The following is a 14,115-nucleotide window of genomic DNA, read 5'->3' as shown; positions in this document are numbered from 1 at the left end:
CCCCGAAACCCGGAGGTTGCGATGGTTAAAAGCCGCGAAACTCTACAACATCGCTGATCGGGACGCGCGAGACGTCGAAATTGTTGATAGGAGCATCCGGGTCCCGATACCCAATCGCCATACCGCAAAAGAATATATGGTCGTCGCTGATGCCAAGCAATTCCCGCATATGGGTGCCGTACATTGCCCAGATTTCTTGCGAGCAGCTGTCGAGGCCTGCTTCGCGCAGCAACAGCATCACGGTCTGGAGCCACATGCCCATATCCGACCATTGCGGCGGCCCCATATATTTTCTGGTGTAGGTGAACAATTGCACCGGTGCGTCAAAACTGTCCCAGTTCCGCGCCATTTGTGCGATCCGCCCTGCGCTATCCCCTCGCTCCAGACCGATGCTGTTGAACATCTCCCGACCGACCGAGCGGCGCTGTTCTTCGTATCGGCCATCAAGATTTTTGGGGTAAATCGCATATTCCATATTTTCGCCCATCGGCGCCGTCGCGGCCTTGGCCTTGATGGCAGCGGTAATCCGGGTCAGCTCGTCGCCACCGACGATCACTGCGTTCCATGGCTGCGTGTTGCCACCGGAAGGAGAGCGCTGGGCCGTTTTCAGAACGCTTTCGAGGACGGCTTTGTCGACCGGCTTGTCGAGAAATTGGCGTATTGAGCGACGGGACGTGACAGCTTCGGTTACGTTCATTCACTCAATCCTCATCAAATAGCCCAGCCAGTTGTTCAACCATGGTTCCGCCGAGTTGCTCGGCATCCATGATCGTGACGGCTTTCTTGTAATAGCGGGTCACGTCATGGCCGATGCCGATGGCGACCAGTTGCACCGGCGAGCGGCTTTCGATCCATTCGATCACCTTGCGCAGATGGTTTTCCAGATAGGCGCCATGGTTGACCGACAGGGTGCTGTCATCGACCGGCGCACCATCCGAGATTACCATCAAAATGCGGCGTTCTTCGGGGCGGGCGATCAGCCGGCTATGCGCCCAGAGCAGGGCCTCGCCGTCGATATTTTCCTTGAGCAGGCCTTCGCGCATCATCAGGCCGAGATTTTTCTTGGCGTGGCGCCAGGGTTCGTCCGCCTTTTTGTAGACGATATGGCGCAGGTCGTTGAGCCGTCCGGGATTGGCCGGGCGATCCGCCGCAAGCCAGTCTTCGCGGGTCTGGCCGCCTTTCCAGGCGCGGGTGGTGAAGCCGAGGATTTCGGTTTTGACGCCGCAGCGTTCCAGCGTGCGCGCCATGATGTCGGCGGAAATCGCTGCAATGGATATCGGCCGACCGCGCATCGATCCGCTATTGTCGATCAGCAGGGTTACGACGGTGTCGCGGAAATCGGTTTCGCGTTCGATCTTGTAGGACAGACTGTGGGAGGGGTTGCTGACGACGCGGGCGAGGCGGGCGGCATCGAGCATGCCTTCTTCCTGATCGAAATCCCAGCTGCGGTTCTGCTGCGCCATCAGACGGCGTTGCAGCCGGTTGGCAAGCTTGGTCACCGCACCCTGCAAACTGGTCAGCTGCTGATCGAGAAAGGCGCGGAGCCGGGTCAGCTCCTCTTCATCGCAAAGTTCCGTGGCGCTGACCACCTCGTCATATTTCTCGATCCAGGCCGTATAGTTGAAACCGGGTGGCAGGTCGGACATGGCCCGATTGGGACGTACCGGCATCATGCCGTCGTCGCCGGCATCTCCCATTTCCTCTTCCGCGCCTTCTTCCAGTTCCTCGGCATTCTGGTCGCTTTCGCCGTCCTGGCTATCATCGTCCGATGGCTCCGACCGCATTTCGGACTCGCCCTGATCGCCGGTCGCTTCCTCGTCGGCGCCGTCATCCTGGCTATCGTCGCTGTCTTCATCGCTATCGTCGTCGTCGCTGTCGTCGGCCTCGGATTGATCATCGCTTTTGATCAGATCGAGATGCTGCAGCAACTGGGTCGACAATTTGGCAAAACTATTCTGGTCGTCGAGCGTCAGATTGAGGCCATCGAGATCCGCGCCGGCACTTTCCTCGATCCACTCGCGGAGCATGTCGAGACCCTTGATCGTCCCCGCTGGCGGTGCCTGTCCGGTGAGCTTTTCCCGAGCCAGCAAAGCCAGAGCGGTGGAAATAGGAACTTCATCGCGATTCTGTGCCCGCGCAATCGGATCGGAACGCATCCGCATTTCCAGCGCGGCGTTCAGATTCTCCTTGGCGCCAGCCATGACGCGTGAACCCAGTGCGTCGGTGCGAACCTGTTCGAGCGCATCGAAACAAGCGCGCGCCACTGCTTCCTGAGGCGCGTTCTTGCGGTGCATGGCTTCGTTGTGATGACGCAATTTCAGCGAGAAACTGTCGGCAAACCCGCGCGCTTCGGCGACTTGTGCCGGTGGCAGGTCGCGTGCCGGCATCGGCACCTTGAGGTGCTGACCGGCCTGTGAAGGCGCTTCGGCGGTATAGGCCAGCTCCAGGTCCGGATCTCCGGCAATAGAGCGCGCCGCGCCACCCAGCACGTCTTTAAGGTCATCAAGTTTGGAACGGTCAGCCATAGAAGCGAACAGCTTTAAGCGGAAAGACGAGGGGAATCAAAGGCCTAATTTCCTGCTTTTTTGTTAGGCTTAACAATAAGCCTAGCGATCCTGTCCGGAGGGCGCTTCCTCTTGCCGCCGTTCGATCGCCACACCGTCGCCATTGATTTTCAAATCAACCGGCACGCCGCCAATTTCGGTGCCGAGCCGCACACCGCTATCGCCGTTTATCCTGACCTCCGTATTCCCGATATCTACCGGAATATCTGGAATTTCCGGAAGATCAAGCGGGGTGACCGGTCCTTCGGGATCGGGCTTGTTGTCAGGCTTGGCGCTGCGAACGGCTTTCTTGGACTGGACAGCCTGCTGCATGAAGTCCTTCCAGATTTGTGCGGGCAGGCCGCCGCCGCTCACGCCTTTCAGCGGCGTATTGTCATCATTGCCGATCCAGACGCCGACCACCAGCCGGTCATCGCCGTCGCCCGCATAGCCGACAAACAGGGCGTCGCGATTATTCTGGCTGGTACCGGTCTTGCCGTAATTGGGGATCGTCAGCATCGCGCGGCGTCCGGTGCCGTCGTTGACCGCGGACCGCAGCAGCGCTTCCATATTGGCATGGATTCTGGATTCGAACCGCCCCGGCCAGTCGAACAGCCATTCAAACCAGGTCTGTTTCTCTCTCTTGAACGCATAAGGCTCCACCGGCCAGCTGTTACCCGCAACCCCTGCATAAGCAGCGGTAAGTTCCATCAGGTTCATCGTCGATGTGCCCAGCGCAAGGCTAGGGTCATCTTCGGCCAGCCGCGATTTGACGCCGAGATTGCGCGCTTCGCGGATCACGGCCTTGTCGCCGACCTGACCAAACAGGCGGACTGCTGCGACATTGCTCGACTTGGCGAATGCGTCTTTCAAACTGAGCGTGCCGCGATATTTTTCTCCTGCATTTTTTGGGAGATAGCCGCCCTTGGTGATCGGGCTGTCGTCGACCATGTCATCGGGGCTCATGCCCGCGCGGAGCGCGGCCAGCCAGACGAACAACTTGAAGGTAGAGCCCGGCTGGCGCTGGGCCTGGGTGACCCGGTTGAAAGCGGATTTTGCATAATCCTTGCCGCCGATCATCGCCACAACTTCCCCGTCCGGCCGCATGGCGACCAGAGCGACCTGCGCCTGACCGAGCGGCGCGCGCGCCACCGCGCGGCGGGCAATTTCCTGTAGCCGGGCGTCTAGGGTCGTGGCCAGGTTGAGGCTTTCATAGCTGAGGTCGGTCAGTTCCCGCGCTTGCGGCATGGCCCAATCGGCAAAATAGGTGCCGGTGGGCAGGGCGTTTTTGGCGCGGACATCCAGTCGGGCGATGCCGAGGCGATCGGCTTCTGTCTGGCTCAGATAGCCGGCGCTGACCATCGCTGCCTTGACGAGACTGGCGCGTTTCGCGGCCAGTTCGGGATTACGTGTCGGAGCGAGGCGGGATGGTGCCTGGACCAGCCCGGCCAGCATGATCGACTGTTTGAGCGTCAGTTTTTCTGGCTGACGATAATAATAATGCAGCGATGCGGCGCGCAGACCGTAGACATTGTCGCCGAAATAGACGTTGGACAGATAGCGCTCCAATATCTCGTCCTTGGTCAGCCAAGCCTCCAGCCAGAAGGCGATCAGCATCTCCCGCGCCTTGCGCGTCAGGCTGCGTTCCGGCGTCAGAAATGTGGTCTTGGCCAGTTGCTGGGTGATCGTGCTGCCGCCCTGGGTCATGCCGCTGCCGGAGATATTGCTCAACAGCGCGCGAGCGAACCCGCGCGGGTCAACGCCCCAGTGCGTATAGAAGCGCCGGTCCTCGATCGACATGAAGGCCTGCATCACATGATCGGGCAATTTTGCGACCTGGACAGGATCGTCAACAACCGCGCCATTGCGCGCGAACGGCTGTCCGTCGGAGGTCAGCAACGTGATTTGCGGCGGAACAATCGGTTGCAGGGATTTGGACAAAGGCGCGGTGATCGCAAGATAGGCGACCAGCAGGATGAATATGAACAGTGCTGCTGCCAAACCGCGACTGACCCACCACCATTTGCCACGCGGCTTTTTGAGCGGCGCAACCGGTTCTTCGATGCGCGGCGGGATGGCATCGCCATAGGGTTCGTAGAATGTGGTTTCGGCGGCTTTTCCCCGGCCGAAGGGCCAGTACCAGCGACGCTTTCGCTGTTGGGAGATATCAGGCTGCTCGTTCACCATTGCTGTGCTATACTAACAATACAGCTATGGCGAGTCTGTAAATTTGGCATCTGTTTCCCGCTGTCGCCAGAAGCGTTGCACATCGTGTCACGAGAGGAGCTACGCCTCAGCCTAGCCGCCCATTACGCTTTCCGGCAGATCTTCACCAAATACCCGCTGATAATATTCTGCCACCAGCATCCGTTCCGCTTCGTCGCATTTGTTGAGGAAGGAGAGGCGGAAGGCGAAGCCGATATTTTTGAAAATCGCGGCATTTTGTGCCCAGCTGATCACGGTCCGCGGACTCATCACCGTGGAAATGTCTCCGTTGACGAAGCCGTGCCGCGTCAGATCTGCGACCTTGATCATATTTTCGACCGTCTGGTCGCCAGCATCCGGTACTTTCGACAGGATCACTTTCGCTTCGGTAGCCGCAGGCAGATAGTTCAGGGTTACGACGATATTCCAGCGATCCATCTGGCCCTGGTTGATCTGTTGCGTGCCGTGATACAGCCCGCTGGTGTCGCCTAGGCCGACCGTGTTGGCGGTTGCGAACAGGCGGAAATAGGGGTTGGGGCGGATCACGCGGTTCTGGTCGAGCAGAGTCAGCTTGCCTTCCGCTTCCAAGATCCGCTGGATCACGAACATCACGTCGGGGCGACCGGCGTCATATTCGTCGAACACCAGAGCGGTCGGCGTCTGCAGTGCCCAAGGCAGCAGACCCTCGCGGAATTCGGTGACCTGCTGGCCATCCTTCAGGACAATCGCATCGCGTCCGACCAGATCGATCCGGCTGATATGTGCGTCGAGGTTGATCCGGATACAGGGCCAGTTGAGCCGTGCGGCAACCTGTTCGATATGGGTCGATTTTCCGGTGCCGTGATAGCCCTGGACCATCACCCGCCGGTTGAAAGCGAAGCCGGCGAGAATCGCCGTTGTGGTTTCCGGGTCGAAAACATAGGAAGGATCGAGATCGGGAACGCGTTCGTCCTTTTCACTGAACGCGGGGACCTGCATATCAAGATCAATCCCGAACATTTCGCGTGCATCGACCATCTTGTCGGGTGCATCCATTATGGTTTCGCCGCTGGTGTCGGAATTGGTATTTGGTATCTCAGTCATGTTCGCCCTTCGAAATTGCTCAGCCGTTAGCCCTAGCCCCTATCATCGGGCCTGTCGAAACACGTTCATCAAAATCGACAGGCGCCGAGGACGTGAAGCGTCCCTCGACAAGTTCAGGACCAACGGGAATTGGATTCTCATCGAAAATCCGGTGATTCCTTAAGCTGCGTATAGGCCTCAATCACATTTGCCAACTGTTTCTCGTGGCTGCGGTCGCCGCCGTTGCGATCGGGATGATATTTGCGGACCAGCGCCGAATAGGCGCGGCGGATGTCACTGCGGCCTATGGACCCGGCGTCACTGTCGCCAAGCCCTAGCGTCTTCAGCGCTTTCTGGTCGGCTCGGGACACAGCGGGTCCCGAGGTCTGGCGGCGGTTGAGACCGCCCGCAAATCGTGCGCCGATTGCATCGAGCGGGTCGGCAAAATCTGCCCATGCCGGTTGCGCGCCGGCTCCGCCGTCATAGACTCGTCGCGTCGAGTCCCACCCGCGCACCGGATGTTGCGCGTCGAAAATCTGCTCGGCATCCATTCCGGCGAAATAGTCATAGCCCTGATTAAACTCGCGAACATGATCGAGGCACAACCAGCGATATTCGCCGGGGCCGTCGGAGCTGCGGCTACTGCCATAGATGGGCGGCGCGCGAAATTCTCCGGCTTCGGGGCATCCCTCAATGGTGCAGGGCTGGCCATCGGTTTCGACGCGGCCATGAAAGCGGTTGGGTTTTCTTTTGGGAGAAACGGTCAATCTTGCTCCGTTGGTCCCGCGCTGTTCGAAGGACGGTTTGAAAGCCGTAAAGGCGCTTCGACAAGCGCAGCAAAAACGGCTAATATGATGAGTGAAAATGCAATATGGAGATTCGATGTCAAAAGGTCCAGTCCACAGCGAGATCGAAAAGCGGCTCACCGCCGAACTCTCGCCAAACTCGCTCAACGTCATCAACGATAGCGCCAGCCATCATGGCCATGCCGGAGACGACGGCAGCGGGGAATCGCATTTTACCGTCGAGATTGTTTGCGAGGCTTTTGCGGGACTGTCCCGTCTCAATCGCCAGCGGATGGTCAACAAGGCGCTCGGCGACATGATGCGCGACAAGGTGCACGCGATGGTGATCAAGGCCAAGTCTCCGGAGGAATAAATGACCAACATCGTGCAAACTATCACGCCCACCACCCACGATCTTGGCGAGTTTGAAGTTCGCCGCGTGCTGCCTTCGCGGCACCGCCGGATGGTCGGGCCGTTTATCTTTGTTGACGAATTTGGTCCGGCGATCCTGCCGGAAGGGCCGGGCATGGGCGTCCGCCCGCATCCGCATATCAATCTGGCGACGGTGACCTATTTGTTCGAAGGCGCGATTGATCATCGCGACAGCCTTGGCACATTCCAGACGATCCGCCCAGGCGCGGTGAACCTGATGACGGCGGGCAGGGGGATTGTCCATTCGGAACGCTCTCCGCTGGAAAACCGCGATCAAAAGAAGCCGATGTTCGGGATGCAGACATGGCTGGCATTGCCCGATGGGAAAGAAGAGATTGATCCGGCGTTCGAGAATGTCGGGGAGGATGATTTGCCCCTGATCGAGGACAATGGCGCAAAGGCGCGGATTATCATGGGGAGACTCTGGGGGCAGGTTGCCCCGACCACCTGCCACTCGCAGACCATCTATGCCGACATCCTGCTATCCGCCAATGGCGCGATCCCGATCGATGCCGAGGCCGACGAACGGGCGGTGATGCTGGTCGACGGCGACGGTGCGCTGGATGGCGTGCCGCTGGATAAATATACGCTTTATGTCATCGCGCCGGGGGCGAAAGTCTCTCTCTCGTCTCTTTCAGGCGGTCGTGCGATGCTGCTCGGCGGAGAGGCCTTTGCTACCGAACGGCATGTCTGGTGGAATTTTGTTTCCTCGAGCAAGGAGCGGATCAATCAGGCGAAGGCCGACTGGTTCGAGGGACGCTTTCCCAAGGTGCCGGGTGATCCGGACGAGTTTATTCCATTACCCGAGGGGCGGCCCAAAACGATTACGGATTAGCAAATCCTCACCCACAGGGAGAGGCAAGTGTAGCTTGTCCGCTTGCGGACTAGCGGAACTCGGTGAGGGGTTTCGCTTTATCGGGCGAGCAAAACCCCTCATCGACTGCGCCTAAGGCAATGAACTGCCAAGGCTTGTTGCCTCTCCCTATGGGAGAGGAAAATCCAAAATTTCTACTCCCCAAGCCACTCGAGCCAAGCGCCGTGGGCATGGGCGCTGCCCAGTAGCGTCGGTTGCTCGCCCCCCGGCCAGTAGCGGATGGTCAGTTCGTGTCGGAAGGTCTTGCGGTTAGTCTCCAGCGACATCCACGCGAGCGGCCTGTCCGCGGTCGCCGCTTTGCCGGCCGTCTCCATCGCCGCCGTAATCCGGTCCTTGGTCGGCTGGGGCAGATATTGCCAGACGATCGAATGTATCAACACCCGGGTCACGCCGCTTTCCTGCGGCCGGGTCAGCTGCTCTTCGGTCCAGTCGGCGGCATCGGCCTTCACCAGATCGGGTGCTTCCTGTTTAGCCAGAGTGATGGATGCTCCCATGCGTTCGAAGCGGGCGGGCATTTCGGGCCAGATATAACCCTTCAGATGGGCTGCGGTTTCGTCGTCGGTGAGATCAATAGGATTCTGGTCGCAGCCGCGGATGCTGACGATCTCGACCGGTGCTTGCGGGGGCGGGGGGCCGCGCCATTCCGGCTTGATCCGCATCGGCGAATCCTCCGGCCCGGCAAGCACGCCATTCAGGTCATAATGATAGCGCTCCATCATCGTATTGACCCCGGCGCTGGCGCCGAGTTCGAGCAGTTCGAATCGGGGGCCGATACGTTCCGATAACCATAGCAGGCCGGCCATGAAACTGGCCGAGCGTCCCGACTCGTTGGTCTGGGGCGGGCTGTCGAACCAGGGCAGTAATTCTGCATCATGGTCGGCCACGACCTGTCCGACGAGAAGGTCGATCGCATCCTGATCGCTGATCCGGCCTTCGTAAATTTCGGCGAGACGCGGTTCCTTGCCGCTGAGATAGAGATGGTGGAGGCCGCCGGTTAGGCGCAGCGGCATCGCGTCTTCCAGCGGTTTTCCCGGCCAGTTGGCGATTTTCTTTCCGCAGGCCGTCGGGCCGTTGATCAGTGCCAATTGGGCGATAATGATGGATGCCGTTACCGGCGCGTCGTTGCGCAGACAATGTTCCGCCTGACTGCGCATTCCCTGCGCGATATCTTCAACGTCCAAAATATTCATAACTCGTTGCCCTTTCATCTGCGAACCCGTAAAGCCGCGGCCAATATGGCCCAACCACTGATCTTTGCAATTCCGAAAGGGAGGATTCTCGACGATGCTTTGCCGCTCCTGGAGCAGGCGGGGATCGTGCCAGAAGATGCCTTTTTTGACAAGTCCAACCGCAGTCTGAAATTCGCGACCAATCTGCCGCATATGGCGATCATCCGGGTGCGGGCGTTCGATGTGGCGACCTTTGTTGCCCACGGCGCAGCCCAGATCGGCATCGTCGGGTCCGACGTGATCGAGGAATTCGGCTATAGCGAGCTGTACGCGCCGGTCGATCTCGGCATCGGCCGCTGCCGCCTGTCGCTGGCCCAGCCGAAGGACGACGCGGAGCAGGTCGGCAATATTTCCCATCTTCGGGTCGCCACCAAATATCCCAATCTCACCAGCCGCTATTTCGAGAGCAAGGGCATTCAGGCAGAATGCGTGAAGCTGAACGGCGCGATGGAGCTGGCGCCGTCGCTCGGCTTGTCGCGGCATATCGTTGATCTGGTCGAATCGGGCAGCACGCTGAAAGCCAATAATCTGGTAGAGACTGACCGGATACTGGATATCTCCGGCCGTCTGGTCGTCAATCGCGCGGCCTTCAAGATGCGCAGCGCCGAGCTGACGCCGCTGGTGCAGAAATTTCGAGAGCTGGCGGGGCAGGTCTGATGCCAATGCGGATGGCCATCACCGATACCGGTTTTGCCGAAGCCTTTGACGCGCTGGTCAACGCCCGGCGCGAGGCGGATGATGATGTGTCGGCCGATGTGCGGGCGATCATTCAGGATGTCCGCGATCGCGGCGATGAAGCCGTTGCGCAGCTGACCAGCAAGTTTGACCAGCATGATCTGGAGCAGACCGGCTGGCGCGTGGACAAAGCCGAATCGGCCGCTGCATTGGAAGATTTGGAAGCATCTTTGCGGATCGCGCTGGAACTGGCAGCCTTAAGAATTCGTGATTATCATGAGGGGCAACTGCCTGATAACAGGGATTATATGGATGACGCTGGCGTGCGGATCGGCGCTCGCTGGAACGGCGTAGAGCGCGCAGGCATCTACATTCCCGGAGGCCGCGCGGCCTATCCCTCTTCGGTGCTGATGAACGCCATTCCGGCCAAGGTTGCCGGTGTCGAGCGGATCATCATGGTGACCCCGGCACCCGGGGGTTATATCAATCCACTGGTGCTGGCCGCAGCCGAACTGGCCGGAGTTGACGAAATCTGGCGGATTGGCGGCGCGCAGGCGGTGGCAGCGCTGGCTTATGGCACAGAAAAAATTGCACCGGTTGACGTTATCACCGGCCCCGGCAACGCCTGGGTAGCCGAAGCGAAACGGCAGGTTTTCGGTGTCGTCGGCATCGATATGGTCGCTGGTCCATCGGAAATTGTCGTTGTTGCCGATGGCAAGAATGATCCCGACTGGATCGCCGCCGACCTGCTCAGCCAGGCAGAACATGATCCGACCAGCCAGTCGATATTATTCACAGATGATATTAACTTTGCCGATCAAGTATCTACGAAAATTGATGAACAGCTAAAGGTCCTGACAACGTCCGAGACCGCGACAACCAGCTGGAATGACAATGGCGCGATCATCATCGTCGACCGGCTCGAACAGGCTATCCCTCTTGTCGACCGTTTGGCTGCCGAACATCTCGAGCTGGCGGTCGACGATCCTGATGCCTTGTTCAAGAAAGTCCGCCACGCCGGTTCGGTCTTTCTCGGTCGTCACACGCCCGAGGCCGTGGGTGATTATGTAGCCGGCCCCAATCATGTATTACCGACCGGACGGCGGGCGCGTTTCTCGTCCGGCCTTTCGGTCACCGACTTCATGAAACGCACCAGCTTCATTCATTGCGATGAACAGGCTCTTCGCAACATCGGTCCGGCGGCGGTTGCGCTGGCAGAGGCAGAGGGCTTGCCAGCACATGCCGCCAGCGTACAGAAGCGGCTCGACCGGCGCTGACAATCAGCAGAAAGAAAATACCCATGACCATTTCCCTATATGATGCCGTAATTCCAACCCAGTTGCAGATCATCGCAGCCGTCCGAGAGCTGGTTGACGAAGCGAAAGCCCATTGCCAAGAAAAGGGCATGGCGCCGGAAGAGATTATTGGCGCACGGCTGATCGAGGATATGCAGCCATTTTCCTATCAGGTGAAATGCTGCCGCGAACATTCGCTGGGCGCGATTGAAGCTGTCAGAGAGGGCGTGTTTACGCCAAGTCTGGCCGCGCCACCCACTGACTGGGCCGGTCTGTATGAAAAGCTCGACGAAGCAAAAGCCGGGCTGGAAGCTGTCACCGAAGCCGAGATGTCGGGATTTGTCGGCCAGCATATGGAATTCCGGTTCAAGGATGCCGTGATGCCTTTTACTGCCGAGAATTTTCTGCTGAGCTTTGCCCAGCCCAATTTCTTTTTCCATGCCACGACGGCCTATGACCTGCTCCGCGAGAACGGGCTGCGTATCGGAAAGCGTGACTTTCTCGGCATGCCACGGATGAAAAAAGCATGACCGCAAAATCCACATCCCGCTCCGCTGCCCGGCTGGCCGCCGTCCAGGCGCTGTTCCAGCACCAGATGGAAAAAACCCCGGTGACGAAACTGATCAAGGAATTTCATGATCACCGGCTCGGCAAGGAAATCGAGGATGACCAATATCATCCGGCCGAGCGCGATTTTTTCGATGATCTGGTCATCGGCGTGACATCGCGCCAGCCGGAAATCGACGAACTGGTGGCTTCAAAACTGGCTTCGGGCTGGACGCTGGGACGTCTCGACAAGACGATGGTCCAGATCCTGCGCTGCGGGACATTTGAACTGGTCGCACAGGAAGACGTACCGATCGCAACGGTAATTGACGAATATCTGGACGTGGCCCATGCTTTCTTCAACAAAAAGGATGCCGGTTTCGTAAACGGGCTACTGGATAGTATCGCAAAACAAGTGCGGGGCTGAACAACACCCCCGACTGGCACTGGGGGAATGTTTGTCCAAATATCTCGATCGGCTTGATCCTGAGTTCCACGATATCATCACGGCGGATGGCCCCTATATATATGACATATTGAGGGCTGACGTGCCGGGTGCCCGTGCTGCACTGACCACGCTCTTTGCCCAGATGGCGGTCGATCTGCCGGAATTTGATGGGCAGAAAGACGAATATCACATGCCCGGGCTGGACGATGATCCCGATGTCGCGGTGATCGAGTATCGCGGACGGGATGTGCTTTATCCCGATTGCGCGATTATCTGGTTACACGGCGGCGGATTTTTGATGGGCAGCGCCGATGATTTCTCGGCACAGGGCTATTCCTCGCTCGCGCCGGTTGTCTCGGTCGACTACCGGATGGCGCCGGAATATCGCGCACCGGCTGCTGCCCGGGACGTTTGTGCGGTGATCGAGCGACTGGCGGAAAACCGCAATCCCCGTAAAATCATTCTTGCCGGTCCGAGTGCGGGTGGCGGACTGGCTGCAAGCGCCGCTCTGATGAACCGCGACCGGGGCGGACCGGAGATCGCTTTCCAGCTGCTTGTCTATCCGATGCTGGATGATCAGCATGATACGCCGTCGGGGCATGCGGACCTTCCGGCTTCGACGTGGAACCGCGAAACCTCGCTATATGCCTGGTCGCTTTATGCCGAGGAAGAAGGCGCCAGCGCTTATGCCGCACCGGCGCGGGCGACGGATCTCACCGGACTGCCGCCCGCCTATATCATGTGCGGCGATCTCGACCTGTTTCTCGATGAAGATATTATCTATGCAAACCGTCTTCGTTCATCCGGTGTTCCGGTTGAGCTTGTTATCTACCCCGGAGCCCCGCACGGATTTAACGGATTTGCCCCACAGGCAGCGGTCAGCAAGCGCGCCAACGCTTCCATCAGAATGGCACTGGAGCACGCTCTCTCTTGAATGAACTGCAATTTATCGACCGCTTAAAGGCCATCACCACCCACCCGGCTGCACGCGGACTGGTCGACGATGTCGCTATGATGCCGTTCGGCCGGCACAAGCTGGTGATGACCCATGATATGATGGTCGAAGGCATACATTTTCTCCGCGACGCCGATCCCGCCGATGTCGCGTGGAAACTGGTTGCGGTGAACCTTTCCGATCTGGCGGCAAAGGGCGCGAAGCCGCTCGGCGTCCTGCTCGGCTATGGCCGCACGTCCGGTGATCAATGGGATGCCGCTTTCGTCGAGGGCCTGAAACAGGCGATTGACCGCTTTGCGGTGCCGCTGCTTGGCGGCGACACGGTGGCAATGGGTGAAAATGCTCCGAGAACCTTTGGCCTGACCGCCATTGGCGAAGCGAAAGGCCATATCGTACCCTCGCGCAGCAACGCAAAGCCTGGCAACGCCGTCTATGTCACCGGAACCATTGGTGACGCCTGGGCGGGCCTGCAAATCGCGTCAGGACTGCTCCGGTCGACCGATATCGACGTCACGGCATCGCTGTTGAAAGCGCATACGCGTCCGGTGCCGAGACTGGAAGAGGGCAGGGTGCTGTCCAATCTGGTCAGCAGCATGATGGATGTTTCCGACGGGCTGCTGCTTGACGCATCGCGGATCGCAGCGGCGAGTGGCATACAGGTTGAAATCGATCTGGCGGAAATTCCGTTATCCAAACAGTTCCAGGCTCTGGTCGGGGACGATCAGGACGCACGGCTCAAGGCAGCGACCGGCGGCGACGACTATCAGTTGCTACTTACGGCCAGCCCGGAAACCGTGCTTGGTATTCCGCTGACCTGCGTCGGCGTATGCCGCCCGGGATCCGGAGTCAGCTTGCATAGCCACGGCGAAAGACTGGAATTGCCAGCGCATCTCGGCTTCGTGCACGCCTGATCCGGGCAAGCCGGTTTCATGTAACATGCCTGAAATGGGCCGCGTGACCCCCTCAAAATCAACGCTTGCAGGTTTTTACTCCCGCCCTATAGTTTGAGCCGACAGCCCCGCATCTGACGGGGCGTTTAACTATAACAATGGAGGGGATTTGAATC

The 14,115-nt window shown here is 59.0% G+C and carries 14 protein-coding genes; 8 read left to right on the top strand and 6 right to left on the bottom strand.

The window, feature by feature from the left end; all coding sequences use genetic code 11:
- Positions 1-25: 25 nt before the first annotated feature.
- From AAC060_RS11820 to AAC060_RS11800, 5 genes are all read right to left on the bottom strand, one after another.
- A complete protein-coding gene (locus AAC060_RS11820) occupies positions 26-697 on the bottom strand; it encodes a nitroreductase (protein ID WP_339826445.1) in 672 nt (223 codons plus the stop codon).
- Between the two features lie 4 nt (positions 698-701).
- Positions 702-2,525, bottom strand: a complete 1,824-nt coding sequence (gene cobT, locus AAC060_RS11815) for a cobaltochelatase subunit CobT (protein ID WP_339826444.1) — start codon at positions 2,523-2,525, stop codon at positions 702-704.
- An 81-nt stretch (positions 2,526-2,606) separates the two neighbouring features.
- Entirely contained in the window at positions 2,607-4,730 is a 2,124-nt protein-coding gene (locus AAC060_RS11810) for a transglycosylase domain-containing protein (protein ID WP_339826443.1), read from the bottom strand.
- Positions 4,731-4,841: 111 nt separating this feature from the next.
- On the bottom strand, positions 4,842-5,831 hold the full coding sequence (gene cobS, locus AAC060_RS11805) for a cobaltochelatase subunit CobS (RefSeq protein WP_339826442.1): 990 nt from the start codon (positions 5,829-5,831) through the stop codon (positions 4,842-4,844).
- A gap of 137 nt (positions 5,832-5,968) precedes the next feature.
- Positions 5,969-6,577, bottom strand: a complete 609-nt coding sequence (locus AAC060_RS11800; protein WP_339693245.1) for a DnaJ domain-containing protein — start codon at positions 6,575-6,577, stop codon at positions 5,969-5,971.
- Positions 6,578-6,692: 115 nt separating this feature from the next.
- On the opposite strand from AAC060_RS11800, the gene AAC060_RS11795 reads away from it, so the two are divergent.
- Both AAC060_RS11795 and AAC060_RS11790 read left to right on the top strand, forming a co-directional pair.
- Positions 6,693-6,968, top strand: a complete 276-nt coding sequence (locus AAC060_RS11795) for a BolA family protein (protein WP_339826441.1) — start codon at positions 6,693-6,695, stop codon at positions 6,966-6,968.
- Entirely contained in the window at positions 6,969-7,862 is an 894-nt protein-coding gene (locus AAC060_RS11790) for a pirin family protein (protein WP_339826440.1), read from the top strand.
- 173 nt (positions 7,863-8,035) lie between these two features.
- On the opposite strand, the gene AAC060_RS11785 is transcribed toward AAC060_RS11790, so the two are convergent.
- On the bottom strand, positions 8,036-9,091 hold the full coding sequence (locus AAC060_RS11785; RefSeq protein ID WP_339826439.1) for a DUF2332 domain-containing protein: 1,056 nt from the start codon (positions 9,089-9,091) through the stop codon (positions 8,036-8,038).
- Between the two features lie 45 nt (positions 9,092-9,136).
- Between AAC060_RS11785 and hisG the strand changes: the two genes are divergently transcribed.
- The 6 genes from hisG to thiL are packed head-to-tail and all read left to right on the top strand — an operon-like array spanning position 9,137 to position 13,960.
- On the top strand, positions 9,137-9,787 hold the full coding sequence (hisG, locus tag AAC060_RS11780; RefSeq protein WP_339826438.1) for an ATP phosphoribosyltransferase: 651 nt from the start codon (positions 9,137-9,139) through the stop codon (positions 9,785-9,787).
- Positions 9,787-11,082, top strand: a complete 1,296-nt coding sequence (gene hisD, locus AAC060_RS11775; RefSeq protein WP_339826436.1) for a histidinol dehydrogenase — start codon at positions 9,787-9,789, stop codon at positions 11,080-11,082. The genes hisG and hisD overlap by 1 nt, the downstream gene beginning before the upstream one ends.
- A gap of 23 nt (positions 11,083-11,105) precedes the next feature.
- Positions 11,106-11,630, top strand: coding sequence for a DUF1993 domain-containing protein (locus AAC060_RS11770; RefSeq protein WP_339826434.1), 525 nt, complete (start codon positions 11,106-11,108; stop codon positions 11,628-11,630).
- Positions 11,627-12,073, top strand: coding sequence for a transcription antitermination factor NusB (nusB, locus tag AAC060_RS11765; protein WP_339826432.1), 447 nt, complete (start codon positions 11,627-11,629; stop codon positions 12,071-12,073). The genes AAC060_RS11770 and nusB overlap by 4 nt, the downstream gene beginning before the upstream one ends.
- 31 nt (positions 12,074-12,104) lie before the next feature.
- Positions 12,105-13,028, top strand: a complete 924-nt coding sequence (locus AAC060_RS11760; protein WP_339826430.1) for an alpha/beta hydrolase — start codon at positions 12,105-12,107, stop codon at positions 13,026-13,028.
- Positions 13,025-13,960, top strand: coding sequence for a thiamine-phosphate kinase (gene thiL, locus AAC060_RS11755; protein WP_339826428.1), 936 nt, complete (start codon positions 13,025-13,027; stop codon positions 13,958-13,960). Before AAC060_RS11760 ends, thiL begins: the two co-directional genes overlap by 4 nt.
- Positions 13,961-14,115: the final 155 nt, after the last annotated feature.

The organism is uncultured Parasphingorhabdus sp. (assembly GCF_963975555.1).
Lineage (GTDB): Bacteria > Pseudomonadota > Alphaproteobacteria > Sphingomonadales > Sphingomonadaceae > Parasphingorhabdus.
Note: the sequence above shows the minus strand (reverse complement) of the source record. Positions and strands in the feature narration are given on the sequence as shown.